Origin of the sequence: Bacillus sp. PS108, assembly GCF_037963335.1 — a bacterium.
Taxonomy (GTDB): Bacteria; Bacillota; Bacilli; order Bacillales; family Bacillaceae; genus Bacillus; species Bacillus subtilis.
This window is the reverse complement of the sequence record NZ_CP150155.1, coordinates 1025065-1045769: the sequence shown is the minus strand read 5'-3', so window position 1 is coordinate 1045769 and position 20705 is coordinate 1025065. Positions and strand designations below refer to the sequence as shown.

At 44.4% G+C, this 20705-nt stretch carries 24 protein-coding genes and 1 pseudogene; 12 read left to right on the top strand and 13 right to left on the bottom strand.

Features of this window, described 5'->3' with window-relative positions; genetic code table 11:
- Nucleotides 1-97: 97 nt before the first annotated feature.
- The 4 genes from hemY to NSQ16_RS05375 all read right to left on the bottom strand — a co-directional run bounded on the left by hemY (nt 98) and on the right by NSQ16_RS05375 (nt 5856).
- Nucleotides 98-1510 (bottom strand): protoporphyrinogen oxidase, encoded by a 1413-nt coding sequence (gene hemY / locus NSQ16_RS05390; RefSeq protein WP_003245394.1) that lies wholly within the window; start codon nt 1508-1510, stop codon nt 98-100.
- 14 nt (nt 1511-1524) lie between these two features.
- Nucleotides 1525-2457, bottom strand: coding sequence for a ferrochelatase (hemH, locus tag NSQ16_RS05385; RefSeq protein WP_230488439.1), 933 nt, complete (start codon nt 2455-2457; stop codon nt 1525-1527).
- Between the two features lie 71 nt (nt 2458-2528).
- The gene (hemE, locus tag NSQ16_RS05380) at nt 2529-3590 is read right to left on the bottom strand and encodes a uroporphyrinogen decarboxylase (RefSeq protein WP_230488438.1); all 1062 of its coding nucleotides are present in this window, start codon (nt 3588-3590) and stop codon (nt 2529-2531) included.
- Nucleotides 3591-3711: 121 nt separating this feature from the next.
- The gene (locus NSQ16_RS05375) at nt 3712-5856 is read right to left on the bottom strand and encodes a transglycosylase domain-containing protein (protein ID WP_230488437.1); all 2145 of its coding nucleotides are present in this window, start codon (nt 5854-5856) and stop codon (nt 3712-3714) included.
- Between the two features lie 121 nt (nt 5857-5977).
- Between NSQ16_RS05375 and hmoB the strand changes: the two genes are divergently transcribed.
- The 4 genes and pseudogenes from hmoB (at nt 5978) to sndC (ending at nt 9558) form a co-directional block, all read left to right on the top strand.
- Entirely contained in the window at nt 5978-6478 is a 501-nt protein-coding gene (gene hmoB, locus NSQ16_RS05370; RefSeq protein ID WP_024572544.1) for a heme-degrading oxygenase HmoB, read from the top strand.
- A gap of 44 nt (nt 6479-6522) precedes the next feature.
- Nucleotides 6523-6839: pseudogene (locus tag NSQ16_RS05365) on the top strand (hypothetical protein).
- 65 nt (nt 6840-6904) lie between these two features.
- On the top strand, nt 6905-8296 hold the full coding sequence (locus tag NSQ16_RS05360) for a hypothetical protein (RefSeq protein WP_101172518.1): 1392 nt from the start codon (nt 6905-6907) through the stop codon (nt 8294-8296).
- A gap of 71 nt (nt 8297-8367) precedes the next feature.
- A complete protein-coding gene (gene sndC, locus NSQ16_RS05355; protein WP_230488436.1) occupies nt 8368-9558 on the top strand; it encodes an N-acetyl amino acid acetylase SndC in 1191 nt (396 codons plus the stop codon).
- Nucleotides 9559-9575: 17 nt separating this feature from the next.
- On the opposite strand, the gene NSQ16_RS05350 is transcribed toward sndC, so the two are convergent.
- The 3 genes from NSQ16_RS05350 to ecsA are packed head-to-tail and all read right to left on the bottom strand — an operon-like array spanning nt 9576 to nt 12268.
- On the bottom strand, nt 9576-10286 hold the full coding sequence (locus NSQ16_RS05350; protein WP_327837774.1) for an EcsC family protein: 711 nt from the start codon (nt 10284-10286) through the stop codon (nt 9576-9578).
- Nucleotides 10287-10305: 19 nt separating this feature from the next.
- Complete coding sequence (gene ecsB, locus NSQ16_RS05345; protein ID WP_327837776.1) at nt 10306-11532, bottom strand: ABC transporter permease EcsB; 1227 nt, start codon at nt 11530-11532, stop codon at nt 10306-10308.
- Nucleotides 11525-12268 (bottom strand): ABC transporter ATP-binding protein EcsA, encoded by a 744-nt coding sequence (gene ecsA, locus NSQ16_RS05340; RefSeq protein WP_003233230.1) that lies wholly within the window; start codon nt 12266-12268, stop codon nt 11525-11527. The genes ecsB and ecsA overlap by 8 nt, the downstream gene beginning before the upstream one ends.
- 487 nt (nt 12269-12755) lie before the next feature.
- On the opposite strand from ecsA, the gene NSQ16_RS05335 reads away from it, so the two are divergent.
- The 3 genes from NSQ16_RS05335 (at nt 12756) to trpP (ending at nt 15062) form a co-directional block, all read left to right on the top strand.
- Entirely contained in the window at nt 12756-13193 is a 438-nt protein-coding gene (locus tag NSQ16_RS05335; RefSeq protein ID WP_003233231.1) for an HIT family protein, read from the top strand.
- A 146-nt stretch (nt 13194-13339) separates the two neighbouring features.
- A complete protein-coding gene (gene serC / locus NSQ16_RS05330; protein ID WP_327837778.1) occupies nt 13340-14419 on the top strand; it encodes a 3-phosphoserine/phosphohydroxythreonine transaminase in 1080 nt (359 codons plus the stop codon).
- A gap of 124 nt (nt 14420-14543) precedes the next feature.
- Complete coding sequence (gene trpP, locus NSQ16_RS05325) at nt 14544-15062, top strand: tryptophan transporter TrpP (protein WP_003233236.1); 519 nt, start codon at nt 14544-14546, stop codon at nt 15060-15062.
- 73 nt (nt 15063-15135) lie between these two features.
- Here trpP and NSQ16_RS05320 read toward each other — a convergent pair whose 3' ends face one another.
- A complete protein-coding gene (locus NSQ16_RS05320; protein ID WP_230488434.1) occupies nt 15136-15327 on the bottom strand; it encodes a hypothetical protein in 192 nt (63 codons plus the stop codon).
- Between the two features lie 118 nt (nt 15328-15445).
- On the opposite strand from NSQ16_RS05320, the gene NSQ16_RS05315 reads away from it, so the two are divergent.
- Both NSQ16_RS05315 and NSQ16_RS05310 read left to right on the top strand, forming a co-directional pair.
- Nucleotides 15446-15802: a YtxH domain-containing protein gene (locus tag NSQ16_RS05315; protein ID WP_003245875.1), complete on the top strand. Its 357-nt coding sequence runs from the start codon at nt 15446-15448 to the stop codon at nt 15800-15802.
- Between the two features lie 177 nt (nt 15803-15979).
- Nucleotides 15980-16591 carry an HTH-type transcriptional regulator Hpr gene (locus tag NSQ16_RS05310; protein WP_003239501.1) on the top strand — a complete coding sequence of 204 codons (612 nt, stop codon included), beginning with the start codon at nt 15980-15982 and terminating at the stop codon, nt 16589-16591.
- Here NSQ16_RS05310 and NSQ16_RS05305 read toward each other — a convergent pair.
- The gene (locus NSQ16_RS05305) at nt 16588-16929 is read right to left on the bottom strand and encodes a YhaI family protein (RefSeq protein ID WP_009966921.1); all 342 of its coding nucleotides are present in this window, start codon (nt 16927-16929) and stop codon (nt 16588-16590) included. The two genes, NSQ16_RS05310 and NSQ16_RS05305, sit on opposite strands and share 4 nt — an antisense overlap.
- 207 nt (nt 16930-17136) lie before the next feature.
- On the opposite strand from NSQ16_RS05305, the gene NSQ16_RS05300 reads away from it, so the two are divergent.
- Both NSQ16_RS05300 and NSQ16_RS05295 read left to right on the top strand, forming a co-directional pair.
- The gene (locus NSQ16_RS05300; RefSeq protein ID WP_003245590.1) at nt 17137-17655 is read left to right on the top strand and encodes a DUF3267 domain-containing protein; all 519 of its coding nucleotides are present in this window, start codon (nt 17137-17139) and stop codon (nt 17653-17655) included.
- A 107-nt stretch (nt 17656-17762) separates the two neighbouring features.
- Nucleotides 17763-17945 carry a hypothetical protein gene (locus tag NSQ16_RS05295; protein WP_024571667.1) on the top strand — a complete coding sequence of 61 codons (183 nt, stop codon included), beginning with the start codon at nt 17763-17765 and terminating at the stop codon, nt 17943-17945.
- A 52-nt stretch (nt 17946-17997) separates the two neighbouring features.
- On the opposite strand, the gene yhzE2 is transcribed toward NSQ16_RS05295, so the two are convergent.
- Both yhzE2 and yhzE1 read right to left on the bottom strand, forming a co-directional pair.
- Nucleotides 17998-18084, bottom strand: coding sequence for a sporulation protein YhzE2 (gene yhzE2 / locus NSQ16_RS05290; RefSeq protein ID WP_003155248.1), 87 nt, complete (start codon nt 18082-18084; stop codon nt 17998-18000).
- A gap of 124 nt (nt 18085-18208) precedes the next feature.
- Nucleotides 18209-18295: a sporulation protein YhzE1 gene (yhzE1, locus tag NSQ16_RS05285; protein ID WP_003327753.1), complete on the bottom strand. Its 87-nt coding sequence runs from the start codon at nt 18293-18295 to the stop codon at nt 18209-18211.
- A gap of 159 nt (nt 18296-18454) precedes the next feature.
- Between yhzE1 and NSQ16_RS05280 the strand changes: the two genes are divergently transcribed.
- Nucleotides 18455-19339 carry a peptidylprolyl isomerase gene (locus NSQ16_RS05280; RefSeq protein ID WP_230488433.1) on the top strand — a complete coding sequence of 295 codons (885 nt, stop codon included), beginning with the start codon at nt 18455-18457 and terminating at the stop codon, nt 19337-19339.
- A 40-nt stretch (nt 19340-19379) separates the two neighbouring features.
- On the opposite strand, the gene yhaL is transcribed toward NSQ16_RS05280, so the two are convergent.
- On the bottom strand, nt 19380-19592 hold the full coding sequence (gene yhaL, locus NSQ16_RS05275; RefSeq protein ID WP_003233252.1) for a sporulation protein YhaL: 213 nt from the start codon (nt 19590-19592) through the stop codon (nt 19380-19382).
- Between the two features lie 124 nt (nt 19593-19716).
- Nucleotides 19717-20661 carry a 3'-5' exoribonuclease YhaM gene (gene yhaM, locus NSQ16_RS05270; RefSeq protein ID WP_003245698.1) on the bottom strand — a complete coding sequence of 315 codons (945 nt, stop codon included), beginning with the start codon at nt 20659-20661 and terminating at the stop codon, nt 19717-19719.
- Nucleotides 20662-20705: the final 44 nt, after the last annotated feature.

Here is a 20705-nt window from a genome sequence, read left to right as displayed (position 1 = left end):
TATGCAAATGTATCATAACCTGCCGTTCAATTCAATCATTTTTTTACACAATATTGCCATTGCACATCAAAAAAACCTCCGCGATAAAGCGGAGGTTTTAGCTGAATAAATAGGTAAGCGCGTCAGACACGGCAGCTTTTCCTTGATCAATGCAGTCGGGAATGCCGACACCTTCGAAAGAAGCGCCTGTCATATAAACACCCGGATACGCAGATGCAAGTGCTTCACGCAGCTCCTTGATACGCTGCTTATGGCCGACATGGTACTGCGGCATGCTTTCATGCCATCGGGTGACACATGTCATTTCCGGCTCGCCGTTTATGTTCATGACTTTCTTTAAGTCTTCTAACACAATGTTGATAATGTCATTATCTGATAGATCGACAATGGATTCGTCTCCGGCTTTTCCGACATATGCCCGAAGCAGCGTTTTGCCTTCCGGCGCTGCGTGCGGCCATTTTTTATTCGTCCACGTACAGGCTGTGATCGCAAAGTCACTGTTTCTTGAAATGACAAAACCCGTGCCCTCATGCTCCATTTGGACGGAGCCTTCAGGGAAACCTAAAGCGACGTTTGCCACGGATGTGGAGTGCATATTTTTCAAATGAGAAATGGCAGGAAGCTCAGAAAGCATTCCCGCAGCCGCTTTATGCGGAGCAGTCACAATTACTGAATCAGCATCAAGTGTGACGCCGTTATCCAGTTCGAGCGAATAGCAAGAGCCGCTATGGCTGAGTTTGGTCACTTTTGTGCCTTTATACACCTTCGTCAGCTTTAACTGCTTTTCGATCTCTTCTACAAGGGTCTGCAAACCGGTTGACAGAGTCTGGAACTGCCCTTGTTTTTTTGCCGTCAGCTGCTGGCCTGAGCCTTGAGGCCTTGTTTTTTTCATGCCGAGAATCAGGCTTCTATGCTTTTGTTCCGTCTGGTAAAATTGCGGAAATGTCGACATCAGGCTGAGCTTGTCAATGTCGCCTGCGTAGATCCCTGATAGAAGCGGCTCGATTAAGTTCTCGACCACTTCATCTCCGACACGTCTGCGGAAGAATTCTCCCAATGACTGATCATCCTTTGTTTTGCTCGCAGGCAGGATGAAATCCATTGCAGCTCTGGCCTTCCCAGACAAAGAAAACAGACCCGTAGAAACAAACGGCGCAATTTTTGTCGGTATCCCCATTACAGCGCCCTTCGGCATTGGATGCAGGGTGCGGTTTACAAGCACATAGGATTGTCCGGTCGCATTGTTGACAAGCAAATGCTCAAGACCTAAGTCTTTAACAAGCTGCGGGGCGCTTTTCTTTCGTTCCAGAAATGAGTCTGGCCCTCTTTCGATGATATAGCCGTCTTTCTTGACAGTCTGGATTTTCCCGCCGACTCTCGGACTTGCCTCAACAAGTGTCAGCTCAAGCGGCAGATTCTTTTCTTTGATTTCTTTTTCCATATAGAAGGCGGCGGCTAAACCGGTAATGCCGCCGCCGATGATGACTACATGTTTTTTGCCGTCACTCATGTTCATCGCCTTCTTTAACGTCCTAATTTTTTTAATACGACTGTTGCCAAAGCATCAATAAATTCAGGCTTGGCATTTGGCATTTCCGGCCGGTAATAGCTTGCGCCGATATCGTCAGTAACCACTTTGCATTCATAATCATTATCATAAAGCACTTCTAAGTGATCCGCGACAAACCCAACAGGAACATATACAAATGCTTGATAGCCTTTTTGTTCGAATAAATCATGTGTTAAATCCTGAACATCGGGTCCGAGCCAAGGATCAGGCGTGTTCCCTTCACTTTGCCAGCCGACAGCATATTCGGAAACGCCTGCGCCTTCAGCAATTAATTTCGCCGATTCATGCAGCTGGTCCGGGTACGGGTCTCCAAATTCTTTGATTTTTTCCGGCAGGCTGTGTGCGGATACGATGAGCATTGCGTTTTCTCTTTCATCCTTAGGCATTGACGCATATGTTTCCTTCACTCGGTCAACCCAATATTTCACGAACTTCGGTTCATCGTACCAGCTTTCAACTGACGTAATCGTTAAGCCGCCGAGTTTTTCAGCCTCTTCTTTGGCGCGTTTGTTGTAGGACTGAACGCTGAACGTGGAGAAATGCGGCGCCAGCACGATGCTGACTGCTTCTGTAATGCCATCCTTATGCATCTCTGCTACGGCGTCTTCAATAAACGGCTCGATATGCTTCAGTCCGATATACGCTTTAAACGTAATCTCATCCTGAATTTCATTCAAGTGCTGTTCCAGATTATGTGCCTGCTCTTCTGTGATTTTGGCAAGCGGTGAAATGCCGCCAATCGCTTCGTATCTGTCTTTCAAATCTTGAAGCATTTCAGGTTCAGGCTTTCTGCCTCTTCTGATATGTGTATAATAACGTTCAATATCTTCTTCCTTATAAGGCGTGCCGTACGCCATCACGAGAAGCCCCATTTTCTTTCTACTCACTGTTTACACCCTCTTTAATGATCTGATACAAACATTTTGACAGGATATCATTAAGATACCAAAAGATATGCTTAGGAATATTGACCCATTTTTTTGTTTTGTGAATATTCATGGACAAACGCTGTCAGTTTTTTCAAAACCTCGGGACTGACATCAGGAAATACCCCATGGCCAAGATTGAAAATGAAGCCATCTGATTTCATACCCTGATCAAGTATTTCCTTCGTTTTCTTCTCAATGACTTCCCATGGCGCAAGCAAAATGGACGGGTCCAAGTTGCCCTGCACTGTTTTAGTGATTCCTTTTGATCTGGCTTCATCAATGCCGAGTCTCCAGTCAAGCCCGACAACATCGAGAGGAAGGTCATGCCAATCATCTGCGAGATGGCTTGCGCCGACGCCAAACATGATCAGCGGCACATTCTCCTTTGCGAGCTCTGAAAAGATCCGGTTCATCACGGGTTTGATGTATGTTCTGTAATCTGCCTGATTCAATGCGCCGACCCACGAATCAAAGATTTGAATCGCTTTTGCGCCTGCCTCAATCTGCGCTTTCACGTACACGATGATCATGTCGGCAAGCTTGGACATCAGCAGATTCCATGCATCTGGCATGCTGTACATGAAGGCTTTTGTTTTATTGTAGTTTTTCGACGGGCCGCCTTCGATCATATAGCTTGCAAGCGTAAAAGGCGCACCTGAGAAACCGATGAGCGGGACGTTCAGCTGCTCATTGACAAGCAGTTTAATCGTCTCAAGCACGTACGGCACGTCCTGTTCCGGATCAATCTGGCCGAGTTTTTCAATGTCCGCCAGAGACCGGATTGGCTGATCAATCACAGGACCGATCCCGTTTTTGATTTCAACATCCACACCGATTGACGGCAGCGGCGTCATGATATCTTTATAAAGGATTGCAGCATCGACTCCGTATTGCTCAACCGGCAGTCTTGTGACATACGCACAAAGTTCGGGCTGATGTGTGATCTCAAACAATCCGTACTTTTCCTTCAGCTTGCGGTATTCCGGCTGTGAGCGCCCTGCTTGCCTCATATACCACACAGGCGTTTGATCCGCTTTTTCTCCCCGCGCAGCTTTTAAAAACGTCTCGTTAAACGTTTCTCGTTTACTCATCTGATTTCCACCTTTCATACGGCAACCATACGTTCGTATTTCTTGACTTATTACACTATACCTTGTTTTAGGCAAATGGTATAGAAATGTAGCTCAAAGTTCAAAAAATCGCCGAATTCCATTAAGAGGAAAACAATTTTGGCTGAACGTAATCGGTTCCTTCCCCTTCTCTTTTTGTCTGTGTATTATAAGGCACAATTTTATAAGACGCGCCCGAAAATAAGTTGGCATAAGGAATTTCATAGCTTCCCTTCCCTTCAACCGAATCAAGAAGCGTCTCCTCGCCGCCCTTGTTTACATAAATTCTGTATACGGCCCGATCATCCTCTTGAGCGTCCCACTTTAATTCAATAGTAAAGAGCCCCGCTGCTTTAAATGTGTAATCGGCTGTGAGTGTTTTGACCGGCTTCAGCTCAATCGGGCTTTCCAGTTCTTTAACGTTTTTAGGCTTTGTGAACACATGACCGGTTTCTCCTGCCTGTGTCAAAATATCCTTAAACAGCCGCGTCGGGTATGAGCTCCCGGCTTTCAAATAATGGCTTTGATCCGTTTTGTCATAGCCCATCCAGACTGCCCCGGTTATTTTCGGCGTATAGCCTGCAAACCAGGCGTCCTTTGTCGCGCCGGAGACGCCTGTATAAGATGTAGAACCTGTTTTTCCCGCCAGGTCGCCGTGATAGGCGCCGGACGTGGCCGTTCCCTTTTTGACTACCTGCTGCAGCATTCTCGTCATATTCCAAGACGTCTGCTTGCTGAAAACCCGCTTTCCTTCCTCTTTATGATCGGCTATTGTTTCTCCGTCTTCATCTATTATGCTCGAGATAAAGAAAGGTTCCGTATACGTTCCATTCGAGGCAAATGTATGAAACGCGCCGGCAAGCTGGAGCGGCGAAACGCCTTTTTCCAAGCCTCCTAGAGCGAGAGCAAGTCCTTCATCAGGGATATCAATGCCGTTTTCTTTCAAATAAGATTTTCCTGTTTCGACGCCGATCTCATTCAGCGTCCAGACAGCCGGCGCGTTTTTGCTGTACATAATGGCGTCAGACATAGTGACTTCGCCCTCATACCGGCTGTCGTAGTTTTTCGGCGTATAATCTCCGTAGGACTGCAACTCATCCTTCAATAGAGAATATGGCTTAAATTTCTTTTCCTGCATCGCCGGTCCGTATACAGCAAGCGGCTTAAATGTGGAACCCGGCTGGCGGACAGCTGTGACACGGTTATATCCTTTGGATGTGTAATCCCTTCCGCCGATGGCCGCTTCTACACCGCCTGTCTTGTTATTAATAAAGACCGCGCTTCCCTCGGCATTCTGATCTGTTCCGGGATAATAGCTTCCCTCTTTCATCACCTGGTAAGCCGTCTTCTGCAGCTTCGAATCGAGCGGCACCTTGATCGTGTATCCGCCTTGAAGAAGCTGCTCTCCGGAAATGGAATACTTGTCTTCCGCCTCTTTGATCACAAGGTCAATGTAGCTGTCAAACCAAGGTGTTTCCGACTGTTTCTTCACATGCAGTCCAAGCGTCCGGCCCTGCGCGGTGACAGCCTCTTTCGCACTAATATAGCCTTGGTCATTCATCATGCCTAGAATTGTATCACGCCGCTCCTTATTTTTATCAGGGTGCAAAATCGGAGAGTAAGTAGAAGGCGCCTTCGGAATAGCGGCCAAAACAGCGCCTTCAGATACAGTCAAATCTTTTACTTCTTTATTAAAATAATAGTGGGACGCCGCTTGTATGCCGTAGACCCCGTGTCCGAAGTAAAGCTGGTTTAAATACATTTCAAGCAGCTTGTCCTTGCTGTAATCCCGTTCAAGATTAATCGCAATGATCACTTCTTTTGTTTTTCTTAGAAACGTTTTGTCATGTGTCAGAAAAATATTTTTGGCAAGCTGCTGGGTGATTGTGCTTCCGCCTTCCACCTTACCACCTGCTAATATATCGCGGTACACTGCCCTTCCGACAGATTTTGCATCAATGCCGTGATGCTCATAGAATCTTTTATCCTCAACAGCGATAAACGCTTCTCTGACCTGCTTTGGAATCTCATTGATCGAGACCGGTTCGCGATTTTCTGTATACAGGCTTGCAACCTCATCTCCGTTTTGATCAACAATTTTTGAAGAAGCATGAAGAATAAGCTTTTTTTCATCTATGACATAATGGCCGAGAAAAATAATTGAAATATATCCTATTAAAGCGAGAAAAGCAGTTAACACTAAAATAATGATAGGTATAAAAAGTTTCTTTTTCTTTATCTTAAACATGAACTCACCTCGCCTTTCTAAAGGTAGTATGGGAAAAATTGTTTGGAATTATGTTCGAAGCACTCGCCAATAGAAACTTATACCATTGTTTTGATATACTAGCAAGCAGGAGGTGGCTGATATGAAGGTTTATATTACATATGGGACAGCCGATTTTTTAAAAACGATCGTAGAGAAGCATCCCTCAGAAAATATCCTTTTGATGCAGGGGCAGGAAAACGCCATTTTAATTCATGAAACAAACGGAGATACCGTTTTCCAGGCACCACACGCTTATGAAGTCATTGACCAAGTCGGAGAGATCAAACATCCCGGTTTTGCAGTATTGAACAATATTGCCGTCACTCAGGAAGGGCGTCCGCTGTTTGAAAACAGATTTAAAAACAGAGCGGGAAAAGTCGAAAATGAGCCTGGCTTTGAAGCAATTCGAGTGCTCCGTCCGCTTGACAGTGACACCTATGTCATTCTGACCTTGTGGGAAACGGAAAGCGCCTTTCAAGACTGGCAGCAGTCCGGTTCTTACAAAGAAGCCCACAAAAAACGCGATACATCTGCCGGAATTGACACAACGTCGATCTTCTCCCGGCCTTCCTATGTCACCACATATTTCGCTGTCGAATAGCTGCCGGCATGTCCGGCAGCTTATTTTATTGGGAGGAAAGCAAAATGAAGCATACTTGCCCAGTCTGTGGGTTTAAGAGATTGGCTGAACCGCCATATGATCATGAAGGCAATCATTCTCATGAAATCTGCCCGTGCTGCGGTTTTCAGTTCGGATTTGATGATTACGAGATGCAGCACGAGGATGATTCATATTTAGAGCCATCGGAAAGCATCATCGCCTATAGAAAAAACTGGCTTGCTGAAGGGTGCGTCATTTTTTCTCCTGAATGCTTCCCAAAACATCTGCAAAAAGCGAATAGAGTATTAAGGCATCATCGATTGAGCAGCTGAAACAGATCAATGTTCATCTTCCATCATAACCCTCCCCTCTGTCCCGGCACCTTCCGCCCGCCTATGAATAATCTGTAAGCGGAAGGAGTGATCGATGATGGAAGTCGGGATTTTGTCTGTCCATGTTCTGTATGTGTTTTTTATCGGTGCAATTATCCTATTTATGCTGCTGAGAAAAGACACGACATTTATTTCTCTATTCGGCATTTTTATCATATCGCTATGGGCCAGCCATTCACTTTCAGCTTCTGTCAGCAGTTTATTCCACAGCTTTATCTATGCGGCCGGCGAACTGCTGCCCACGATTTTCATCATTTGCTTTATCGTTTCAATGAGTGATTTGTTAACAAAAACAGGGATAAATGAAGCGATGATTTCTCCCTTTGCAAGCCTTGTGAGAGGGCCTGTGACTGCCTATTGGCTGATTGGAGGCCTGATGTTCGCCATTTCTCTCTTCTTCTGGCCTTCTCCGGGTGTCGCCTTGATCGGCGCCGTCCTGCTCCCCGCAGCCGCACGTGCCGGTTTGACGCCTCTTGCCGCGGCCATGGCCATGAACTTATTCGGACACGGTTTTGCCCTGTCAGGAGACTTTGTCATTCAGGCGGCGCCAAAGCTGACTGCGGATGCAGCAGGCATTCCAGTCGGTGATGTCGTCTCGGCCAGTATTCCGCTTGTGCTGATTATGGGTGTGACAACAACAACTGCTGCCTTTATCATGATTCAGCGCGAACGCAAAAAACAGGAGCATCCCGCTTCTTTTTCCCCCGTTCTTTCCGGCGAACAAGACAACTCGCTGTACTTGCCAAAACGCCTGCGGTCCATACTGGCTTTTTTGATTCCGCTTGCCTTTCTTGCAGATATCGCCTGCATGCTCTTGTTTAACCTACAAGGAAATGATGCAACCGCGTTAATTGGCGGGTCTGCAATTTGTATCCTCTTTACCGTTCATTTTTTCGTGTATAAGCATAAAGGGCTTGAAAAAATCACCGGCTATTTTATTGACGGATTTAAGTTCGGTTTTAAGGTTTTCGGCCCCGTCATCCCGATTGCCGCTTTCTTTTATCTTGGCGACTCAGGCTATGAAAGTATACTGGGCACTTCACTCCCTAAAGGTTCCCACGGCATTGTCAACGATCTTGGCATTGCTTTATCCCATATGATGCCTATGTCAAAGGAGCTTGCCGCCGCTGCATTAACTGCCGCTGGAGCCATAACAGGCCTTGACGGCTCAGGATTTTCTGGCATTTCTCTCGCCGGCTCCATCGCAAAGCTCTTTTCGTCCGCTCTCCATGCCGATCCCGCTATTCTGACCGCGCTCGGACAAATCTCTGCCATCTGGGTGGGCGGAGGCACACTGGTCCCATGGGCTTTGATTCCCGCCGCGGCCATTTGCAAAGTTGATCCTTTTGAGCTTGCCAGAAAAAACTTCATTCCCGTCGCGATTGGCCTTTTGGTGACAACCCTCGCAGCTGTGATGATGCTTTAAAACAGCACGAGTTGAAATATTCAGACTTTTTCTATACAATCATGGAAAACATAGAAAAGGGGGAAGCGGCTTTGTCCATATCCACACTGCAGAAAGAGATAAACAAACAGCTCGACGGCTGTTTTGAAGAAATGGTTGAGATCAGGCGCCATTTTCATATGTATCCTGAGCTCTCATTTCAAGAAGAAAAAACCGCCGCATTTATTGCTTCCTATTATGAATCGTTAGGAGTCCCAATCCGCACAAACGTTGGCGGCAGAGGGGTTTTAGCATATATAGAAGGAAGCGAACCCGGCCCTACAGTCGCTTTGAGGGCCGACTTTGACGCTCTCCCCATTCAAGATGAAAAAGATGTCCCTTACACCTCCAAAGTGCCTGGTGTCATGCATGCATGCGGCCACGACGGCCACACCGCAGCTCTTCTCGCAGTGGCCAAGGTCCTTCACCAAAACAGACATGAACTGAAGGGAACATTTGTGATGATCCACCAGCATGCAGAAGAATATTATCCGGGAGGCGCAAAGCCAATGATTGATGACGGCTGTCTCGAAAACGCGGATGTGATATTCGGCACTCATCTTTGGGCAACTGAGCCGCTCGGAACTATTCTTTGCCGCCCCGGCGCCGTCATGGCGGCGGCGGACCGATTTACGATTAAAGTCTTCGGAAAGGGCGGCCACGGCGCTCATCCGCATGATACAAAAGACGCCGTCCTGATCGGTTCGCAAATCGTTTCCTCTTTGCAGCACATTGTCAGCCGCAAAGTCAATCCGATTCAATCCGCCGTCATTTCGACAGGCTCCTTCATCGCCGACAATCCGTTTAATGTCATCGCAGACCAAGCAGTACTCATCGGCACAGCGCGTTCTTTTGATGAAAATGTCCGGGACATTCTGGAGAAAGAAATTGAAGCGGTTGTAAAAGGAATATGCAGCATGCACGGCGCGTCCTATGAGTACACCTATGAACAGGGTTATCCAGCGGTTGTGAACCATCCTGCAGAAACGAACCACTTGGTGAGCACCGCAAAGAATACCGAGGGCGTTCAGCAGGTCATTGACGGTGAACCGCAAATGGGCGGCGAGGATTTTGCTTATTACCTACAAAACGTGAAAGGCACTTTTTTCTTTACAGGTGCCGCTCCCGAACAGCCAGACCGAGTTTATTCCCACCACCATCCGAAATTTGATATCAACGAAAAAGCCATGCTGACAGCGGCCAAGGTCCTTGCCGGCGCTGCGATCACCTATCATCAGCTATAAAAAAACAGCCGGAGTGTTTATTCTCCGGCTGTTTCCTTTAATATCCTCAGATGAAAAACATGTCTTGCCGTTTCTCCAAGCTGAGCAAGCAGCTTATAATTGGCAATTCCGCCGACTGCCGCTCCTACGCCCGGCAAAAGCTGAAAAAGCTTCACGACGTCGATATAATCGCGATATTCCTGCTGGAACATTCTCCAGTCGATGCTCTTTTTCTCCGTCTCCCAATTTTCGATGACAGAAAAAAGCGATTTACGGCCATCGTCACTCGAAAATGCAAGCTGAAACACGAGCAGCAAAAACATCCTTTCTTGTGCATCCTTCACATCAAAGCCGTAAATGGAAGACAAGGTAAATAAACACTTCATCTTAATTGAAAGCAGCAGCGGAAAATCAGCAATGCCTAAAAAAATGCCGCCCGCTCCGGTGCCGACTCCCTCAGCAGCTGCCACTTTCTGATAAGAAACAATCGTTTTTTTCGCCAATTCATTTTTTTCACTGAGCGACAGTGCACTTGTATCCTTTTTATAAGTAATGATATTGGAGCCGGCCATTGTCGCTTCTACCATTTTTCTCACACTCTCGGTGACGACCGTATGGATTTTTTCAGGAATCCGTTCATTCACCTTCGTCTGGACACGCTTCGAAAAGCGTTCAAACATGGAATCCTTTCGCAAAAAATGCATTTTCCAGTCCAAAGCTTCCTGCATCAGCAGCTGATTATCTGTCATTTGATTACCTCTTTTCAGTTCACAGCTTTCCGTGCCTTTTCAGCCTGGTTGTCATATAAGCAGGCAAAACAACAAAAATCAGAACGGCAGAACCGATCAGCGCGTACAGAAAACCGGTCAAGCCGGCTGCATAGGCAGATGCAACAGACATCAGCAGCGCTTGAATACTAAGTGCAGTTTTTAATAGAGAGAAATAGCTTTTCAGCTTTGTTTCTTTTTTCACAGGGTACAGCTCTTGAAGCGCCAGATGGTCAAAGTGGCCGAAGAGCGGCAGAAGCTGAATGCCCGTAATGAAAATGGCAAACACAGTCAAAACCGCGGCAATCAGCGGGCTGGCTGAGACATACATAATGATCAGCGCGAAAACGATCGTTAATCTGACAAGAATGCCCAAATAATCACTCGAACGCAAAAAGGCGCGGGTGAACATATAGGCAAATGTTTTGCGCTGTTCAAACGGCACAAGCCTCAGCAAAAAGTCGAGATAAGCTCTGCGTTTGGCTTGCTTTCGCAAATGCGGCACATCAGTAAACAGGTTGGCAATCCGATAGAAACGCTGCTTTCGTCTCAATTCGGACTCAATATGGCTTTCCCATTTAAATGTTTTCCGTTTTGCTGCGAAAGACATATACAGATAAAGAACAGCCATAATGACATAGACGAGAAGCGCATACATATAAACAGATTGGAAAACAAAATAAAGAACGAGTGTATTCGCCGCAAAGCGAATGATGACGTCCATCCGTTTCATGCTGCGGTCGTTTTGGAAAGTCGTTCTCCATTCCATTACCTGATTCCACGCTTTCAGCAGCAACAGTTGGACAAAGACCGCGGCATACGATACGAGCGAAGCCCCCGGTGTGACTGCGAAATAAAGCGGCATCGCAACGATACTCAGCGCAATAAGCGGAAACAGCTGAGACACATAGCTGTAGATAAACGCCTGCTTCAAGTAAGGCTCCATTTTTGCTTCAAGAGGCAATAAGAAAACAAGGTCAGCCTCCTTCAAAAGCGTTCGCACATAAGAGCTTGTCAACACGAGCGAAAACAGCACGGCCATCACCCAAAAGGACGGAAAGTGAGCGGGAATGTCCCGTATCCATTTGCTGTACCAGCTTGCAGCGCCCGCTAGAAAAAAAATCAAAACAATGACGAGGTGATCGTTGAGCATATATTTCATGTATGTTCTTGTTTCTTTGATATGCTCCTGCAGCCGCGACTGCCAAATATCAAGCATATTATTCATGGCCAGCGTCTTCCTTTGTAAGCTCAAGATACAAATCGTCCAGCGCCGCGTCCTTCATTCCAAACTGCTCTCTGAGCTCTGACAGCGTGCCGCGCGCCCGCACCTCGCCGTTATGTAAAATAATAAACGAATCGCAATAGCGTTCTGCCGTTGCCAAAATGTGTGTTGACATCAGCACGCTCGCCCCGCCTTTTTTCGCTTCATTCATCCGTTCAAGCAGCGCGTTAATGGCAAGCGGATCAAGCCCTAGAAAAGGCTCATCAATAATGTAGAGCGCAGGCTCTGCCAAAAAGGCGCACATAATCATAACCTTCTGCTTCATTCCTTTAGAAAAATGGGCCGGGAACCACTTCAGCCTCTTTTCCATTCGGAATTCCTTTAAAAGCGGAGGCAGCCTTTTCTCCATCGTTTCTTTTGACAGTCCATATGCCATGGCTGTTAGTTCAAGATGCTCCATCAGCGTCAATTCTTCGTATAAAACAGGTGTTTCAGGTATATAGGTAAATTGTGAACGGTAGCCTTCCGGATCCTCAGCAAACGTTTTACCGTTTAATTCGATTGAACCTTTATGCGGGTCCATCAGCCCGATGATGTGTCTGATTGTTGTACTTTTACCAGCACCATTCAGCCCGATTAATCCGACAATTTGATTCGGTTCAAGGGTGAATGATACGTTTTTTAAAACCGGATTCCTTGTATATCCGCCGGTCAAGTCTTTTACCGATAGCAGAGACATAGTTTCTCCCCTTATAGTGTTTTTCTTCATAGTACCAAAAACAAGGCCTGATTTGAAACAATTCCCTTTTAACAAATGATGAATTTGCTGTCATAAAGAGACAGGGTTCTGGACATCATAATAGTTGTAGAGGAAAAGCATATCAACTGAAAAATGAGGTGTTTGTCAAAGACGTCTTAGAAACAGTTGGATAGAAAATAAACATGTCCAATGCTCAAACCATTTCTCTTCACTGAATTGATGAATTCTTCATGTATGAAGCAAATTGTCAAATGAGGTGTTTATCGCAGGAATCGTTAGGCATTAAACAAGTCTTCATTTTATTGACAAATGAGGTGCTTACCAAAGGCATAACACATTTTCTTCATATAAGCTCTTCCTCTGCATTCAGGGTGAACGCTCGCCGTTCATCCTGTTTTCTATTTTCTGCATTTCTGTGGTACGATGAGTGTATACATACTAAACAATTTCATAAGGAGGAACCCTCATGCATTGTGCAGAAAATTGTATCTTTTGTAAAATTATCGCCGGCGACATTCCATCCGCGAAGGTGTATGAAGATGAACATGTACTTGCCTTTCTTGATATCAGCCAAGTGACAAAAGGCCATACGCTTGTCATTCCGAAAACACATATTGAGAATGTATATGAATTTACAGATGAATTAGCAAAACAATATTTCCATGCTGTTCCAAAAATCGCCCGCGCTATCCGGGATGAATTTGAACCGATCGGCTTAAATACGCTGAACAATAACGGCGAAAAAGCTGGACAATCTGTGTTCCACTACCATATGCATATTATCCCTCGCTACGGAAAAGGAGATGGATTCGGAGCGGTTTGGAAAACGCATGCTGATGATTATAAACCGGAGGATCTGCAGAACATCTCTTCCTCTATCGCAAAACGCCTGGCCTCATCATAAGATGAGGTTATTTTATTTTGTGAACATTTCGCAAACATCCGTCAATTTCTTTTGATAATTCTAATTTTTTATCAAAAAACTGAATTTTTGTGATAGGATAATTGTATTATTTTATACATTAACGTGGAAAACAGGGAGAGATCATAATGGAACGTACAACGAATTTTAACGCAGGTCCTGCAGCGCTTCCACTGGAAGTTCTGCAAAAAGCACAGAAAGAATTTATTGATTTTAACGAATCCGGCATGTCTGTTATGGAGCTTTCCCACCGCAGCAAAGAGTATGAAGCGGTGCACCAAAAAGCGAAAAGCCTCTTAATCGAACTGATGGGCATTCCGGAAGATTACGATATCTTGTTTCTTCAAGGCGGGGCAAGCCTTCAATTCTCAATGCTTCCGATGAACTTTTTAACACCTGAAAAAACCGCACATTTTGTGATGACCGGCGCTTGGTCTGAAAAAGCACTGGCAGAAACGAAACTGTTCGGGAACACGTCTATCACCGCTACAAGTGAAACAGACAATTACAGTTATATTCCAGAGGTTGACCTTACGGATGTAAAAGACGGCGCATATTTACACATCACATCCAACAATACGATTTTCGGCACTCAGTGGCAGGAGTTCCCGAATTTCCCAATTCCGCTCGTCGCCGACATGTCCAGCGACATTTTGAGCAGAAAAATCGATGTGTCCAAATTTGACGTGATCTACGGAGGCGCCCAAAAGAACCTCGGCCCTTCCGGCGTGACTGTAGTCATCATGAAAAAAAACTGGCTGAAAAATGAAAATGCGAACGTCCCAAAAATCCTGAAATATTCCACGCATGTCAAAGCGGATTCACTCTACAACACTCCGCCGACATTTGCGATTTATATGCTGAGCCTTGTTCTGGAATGGCTCAAGGAAAACGGCGGTGTGGAAGCTGTTGAACAGCGCAATGAACAAAAAGCGCAGGTTCTCTACAGCTGTATTGATGAAAGCAACGGCTTCTATAAAGGACATGCCAGAAAAGACAGCCGCTCACGCATGAATGTCACCTTCACGCTTCGGGATGACGAATTAACGAAAACATTCGTTCAGAAAGCAAAAGATGAGAAGATGATCGGCCTTGGCGGACACCGTTCGGTGGGAGGCTGCCGCGCGTCTATTTATAACGCGGTCTCTCTCGAAGACTGTGAAAAATTAGCTGCGTTCATGAAGAAATTCCAGCAGGAAAATGAGTAAAAAGTCTGGCTATGCAAACCGTCCGTTTGGTATACTGTTTGCATAACACATTCTGTAAAGCCTTCGCAATAAATGATGAGCATATTATTGGAGGGCAAAAAGCTTAGCAGAGGAGAGCATAGTTATGAAAACAAAAGAGTTAGTCATTATGGCTCTGTTTGCCGCAATCGGCGCAGCGCTTCATTCCATTATTCCGCCCTTTTTAGGCGGCATGAAACCAGATATGATGCTGATCATGATGTTCATGGGCATTCTGCTGTTCCCGCGGGTGCAAAATGTACTCGTCATCGGGATCGTGACCGGAATCATTTCCGCGCTTACAACCGCGTTTCCAGCCGGACAGATCCCTAACATCATTGATAAACCCGTATCAGCGTTTCTGTTCTTCTCCCTGTTTCTCTTGTTCAGAAAGAGCCGGAAAACAGGTGCAGCCGCTGTGCTGACAGTGATCGGGACCATCTTATCAGGAATTGTGTTTCTATCGTCAGCTTTATTGATCGTCGGTTTACCGGGCGGTTTCGCCGCATTGTTCGCGGCTGTTGTTCTGCCGGCCGCTGTGCTGAATACAATCTCAATGATCATTATTTATCCGATTGTGCAAACCATTTTAAGGCGTTCAAGCTTTATGGAAGCTGCTAAATAATTGTCACACAAAACCTCTTCCGCTTCCGGGAGAGGTTTTTTTGAACAGAGTGCCCGCAGCATGTCAGCATGTTTTAAGCGAGGAGTTTTGTGAAAAAGATAAGACATAGTGTAAAGGCGGTTCCGGTTGAACAAACAAGCGCTTTCTGCCGGATAACCCTCTTGGGTGGATAAGAAGCAGCCTGGCTGAGAAGTTTGATATAGTAAACAGCGCCTGAAGCGAAGGCAAAGGTGATGCAGGATAATACAATCAAAAAGACAGACAACCTTCTCCCTCCTTTTCACTTAAAAAATATGCTAAAATAAAGCAAGCTATGTATAGAAGTTCAGGATTTCAACATGCTGAATGAATCCTATTTTGAAGAAAAAGACGGGGTGATTGTAATGGCGAGCGGACGTTCTCTATTAACAGGACTATTCGTAGGCGGCATCATCGGAGGAGCAGCGGTTCTTCTTACTGCACCTTCCTCAGGAAAGCAGCTGCGTGAAAAAATGAAAACCAATTATGATTCTTTTGAAGAAACAATCAAACGCTTAAAGTCAGACGGGCTTGCATTAAAAGACCAGCTGATCAAAGCGGCAAAAGAAAGCACGGATGTTATTAAAGACGTGGGCGGCGAGCTCCAAACGTCAATTAAAAAATGGCAGGAAGAGATCAAGCCTCACCAGCAGGATCTGCAAAAAGAAATTGCCGATATCGAAGAGAAAATCAGACAGCTGGAGAAAACCTTACAAAACTAATATCCTATTCAAAAGAAAAAAATGCGGGCCAAAATTGGACCCGTATTTTTTTTGGCCGAAAAACCCTTTCGTCGCAATGGTTTGTGAATTTATTAAAAAATTCTTACATTTTCATCTTTATTAATCTTTATTTTATTGGCATAATAGAGAAAAAGAAAAAGAGAAGCAGGTGACGTAATGAATCGAGTGGAACCGCCCTATGATGTGAAAGAAGCTCTGGTTTTCACCCAGAAAATGGCTCAGCTTAGCAAGGCTCTTTGGAAATCGATCGAGAAGGATTGGCAGCAATGGCTCAAACCGTATGACCTGAATATTAATGAGCATCATATTTTATGGATTGCGTATCAATTGAATGGAGCTTCCATTTCTGAAATCGCGAAATTCGGGGTCATGCACGTATCAACCGCATTCAACTTTTCAAAAAAGCTGGAAGAACGGGGATATTTAAGGTTCTCCAAACGGCTGAATGATAAACGGAACACATATGTCCAATTGACTGAGGAAGGTACCGAGGTATTCTGGAGCTTGCTTGAGGAATTTGATCCGACACGCAACGCTGTTTTTAAAGGGTCACAGCCTTTGTATCATTTATTCGGAAAATTTCCTGAAGTGGCAGAAATGATGTGTATGATACGCCATATCTACGGCGATGATTTTATGGAAATTTTCGAAACGTCACTCACCAATATTGACAATGACTTTGAAAGCGTAAACGGAAAACTGAAGAAAAAAGCAAAGGACAGTGCGGCGGATGAACCGGCTGAAGAGCTTGAACCTGTAAACAGTTAATCAAAATGCTTCATGATGTCGATAAAGACTTCCATCAGCTCTTGATAAAGCCCCTGCTCATACAGGGCAAAAATTGTTTCATGAACATCTAATTTTTCATTCAGCTGTCCGGCAAAAAGCGCAAGGAGCTTATCAAAGGTTACAAATCCTTGCGCTTTTTGTGTTGCCAGCTCTTCCGACAATTCGTCGCATATCCTCATAACCGCTTCCCCTTCTTCCTTGCTCAGCCCTTTATCAATGAGAAGCGCATAGAAGGGGTACCTGTCCATATCTACTGTTTTCACTAATAATTGTATGTAATATTCTAATCGCTCAATGCGATGATCCATCGAATCCATCCACACCACTTCTTTCTATCTTTAATCTTATTTTAGCTGATAATTCACTGAGAAGAAAGTTCTAACCCCATATTTCGCAGTTTGTTTGCTTGTTTCAAAAAAATACCTGCCGGATGATATTTTTTCTTAAAAAAGCATTGATTTTTTCTCTTGGGAGGAGTAAATTATTTTGAGATTCTATTCAAGATGTATGGAAGGATGACTTTGATGAATTGCTGGAAGACCATAAATCTCATGAAGGATTATGGCGCCGTTCGCATAATATTAACTGCTGTATGTTTTATGATTTTGGTTTTTATATCTACCTTTTTAGCTTTTGAGCTGCTGCGGCCTGGCACAAGCTTAAGCGATGAATATGTATCTTTATTCGGCGGTTTGCTCGTCGTTATTTTATTTGTACATAAAGTCATCCATGTCCTGCCAATCATCTGCAAAAAAAGAAAAATAGAAAAAAAGTTTTACATATTGCGCATGCGCACATGGAAACGTATACCAAAAACAACAATGCTGATTTCACTCGTCAGCCCGTTCTTGCTGATTACACCGGTATTGTTTTACGCAGCACTGGCATTTCCGAATCATGCTCATTATTTCTGCATGATCTCGGGCATTCACGCCGGCTACTGTCTGCCTGATTTCCTGCTGGCTCTCAAGCTGATAAAAGCACCGAAAACCGCTTTTATTGATCAGGAAGCTGACGGCTTGGATATTCTTGTTGAAAAGTAGTCAAACCCTGGTGCTGGTGGCGATTTTTCAATTTGCATTCTATCTTTTTTAATAAATATTTGGTAATGTAATATGGGACAGTTCAGAGAGAGGGGGAATCTCCCATCATTTTATTCTATTTTATCGTGGCTGCCGTGTTTATTTTATATTTCATAAACAGGCTCACCAATACATTATGCCTTGTCAGAGAGATTCCTGAAGAGCGGCAAGATAAGGTATTCCGATTTATTAATGTATCTATATTAATTTTACTGATCTCTTCGTTTGTGGAGATCTCCTTTACAGTGTAAATACGAAAGAAAGCATAGCTGCTGATGAAGCAGCTATGCTTTTTTATGTTGATTAGTACAGCCAAGAAGCGCCGATGATAATCAATAAAATAAATAACACAACCAATAAAGCGAATCCGCCTGCAAATACTTCACCCATCTTAAAAAGCACCTCCTGTAATAAGCTTTATTTACCAATTACATGTTATGCAATTCATGTTTGAAACGATTAGGCGCTAGTGAAAATAAAGGATCGCTTATGTTGCAAGCGATCCTCGGGCTGCTTAGTAGATGTAAGCTGCACCTACGATGATAAGCAAAATGAACAGTACTACGAGCAACGCGAATCCGTTAGAGTATCCTCCGCTCATGTTACATACCTCCTTTTCTTGATCAATATATAAGTATGTCATCAGCAAAAGTTTGACTAGACGAATGCCCTTTATTTAAAATCTTTTTACAGAAAGCCACAATATGTTATGATACGCATAGGTAATTTAATTTGGAATGATTAGGAGTGTTTGAAAACAATGAAGAAAATCGCAATAGCAGCTATCACTGCTACAAGCATCCTCGCTCTCAGTGCTTGCAGCAGCGGCGACAAAGAAGTCATCGCAAAAACAGACGCAGGCGATGTAACAAAAGGCGAGCTTTACACAAACATGAAGAAAACAGCTGGCGCAAGCGTACTGACACAGCTAGTGCAAGAAAAAGTATTGGACAAGAAGTATAAAGTTTCGGATAAAGAAATTGACAACAAGCTGAAAGAATATAAAACGCAGCTTGGCGATCAATATACTGCCCTCGAAAAGCAATATGGCAAGGATTACCTGAAAGAACAAGTAAAATATGAATTGCTGACACAAAAAGCGGCTAAAGATAACATCAAAGTAACAGATGATGAAATTAAAGAATACTGGGAAGGCTTAAAAGGCCAGATTCGCGCAAGCCACATCCTTGTCGCTGACAAAAAGACAGCTGAGGAAATAGAGAAAAAGCTGAAAAAAGGCGAGAAATTTGATGCCCTTGCGAAGGAATACTCTACAGACACAGGCTCAGCTACAAACGGTGGCGAACTTGGCTGGATTTCAAAAGATAACGAACAACTGGATTCCACATTCAGAAAAGCTGCATTCAAGTTAAAAACAAACGAAGTCAGCGATCCTGTGAAAACACAATTTGGCTACCATATCATCAAAAAGACTGAAGAACGCGGCAAATACGATGATATGAAAAAAGAACTGAAATCTGAAGTGCTTGAACAAAAACTAAATAACAGCAATGCCGTTCAGGAAGCTGTTCAAAAAGTCATGAAGAAGGCTGACATCGAAGTAAAAGATAAAGATCTGAAAGACACATTTAATACATCTTCAACAAGCAACAGCACTTCTTCATCTTCAAGCAATTCTAAATAATAAAAAAGCTGTGCAGGCTCATTGAGCCGCACAGCTTTTTTTATGCGATGGAATGGTTTTGATTTTCTTCTTCATGCTGCTGAGAACTGCGGCGTTCTCGCTCCTTTTCCATCCTCTCCATATAAATCTGCCCTTCTTTTTCAATAAAAGCCTGGTCTACTTTTTCTTCCTCTTTGGCTGCCGCCACAAGTTTATATGCGCTGAAAATGATGCCTACAATACAAAGATACACCCACCATGGAAAAAATAACACGGGCTCCTCCCCCTTTGCATAGATTCTTTATTCTTAACCATATGCGGGAATGAGACGAGTTATGTGCGGGAAAGACGCATCAAAAAGGACTGAGCTGAATATGTCAGCATCAGTCCTTTTTAAGTTATTTATGAAATGTCGGTTTATAAAAGGAACGGTTTTCCAGTGCAAATACACGTTCAGTATACTCGCCCGGCTTCACGCGCTCAAGCGCTCTGTCCATCATATTCATTTTTGCATCCAGATTGTCTATATAGTGAAGAATTTCCGCTTCTTTCACCATTGGCGGTTTCGGGCTGCCCCATTCCGCTTTGCCGTGGTGACTCAAAATCAAGTGCTGAAGAATTAACACCTCTTCAGAATCGATTTGAAGCTCCTCAGCCGCTTTTGAAAGCTCTGTCACCATGATGGAAATATGGCCAAGCAAATTGCCTTCAACCGTATATGAAGTGGAAACAGGGCCGGACAGCTCCTTCACTTTTCCAAGATCATGCAGGATGACACCGGCGTAAAGCAGATCACGATCAAGAGAAGGATATAAATCTGCTATTGCCTTCGCCAGGTTCAGCATAGAGACAACATGATACGCCAAACCTGAGACAAACTCATGGTGGTTTTTCGTAGCCGCCGGATAATCCATAAACTCAGCTTCGTGTTTTTTAACCAAAAACCTTGTGATTCGCTGGATATTCGGATTTTTCATTTCAAATATATATTGAGTGATGGTGTCCATCATTTCATTTTTCGGAATCGGCGCGGTTTCTAAAAAATCATCAATATTGACGTTTTCTTGCTCGCTTACCGGTCTGATATTTCTTAGCTTCAGCTGGGTGCGTCCGCGATAATGGTGAACATCGCCGACGACCTTGACAATCGTCTGCGGCGCATAGGTCACTTCATCACTTTGCTTGGCATCCCACAGCTTCGCTTCAATATCGCCTGACTGGTCTTGCAGCATCAGCGTCAAAAACGGTTTTCCATTGCTTGCAATCCCTTTCGTCGAGGATTTAATCAATAGATACTGGTCCACCTGTTCGCCAACCTCATGTAGCATAATCCCTTTAGCCATTCTATTAAAGCTCCCTCCGTATCTTACATAATACCAGTATATCA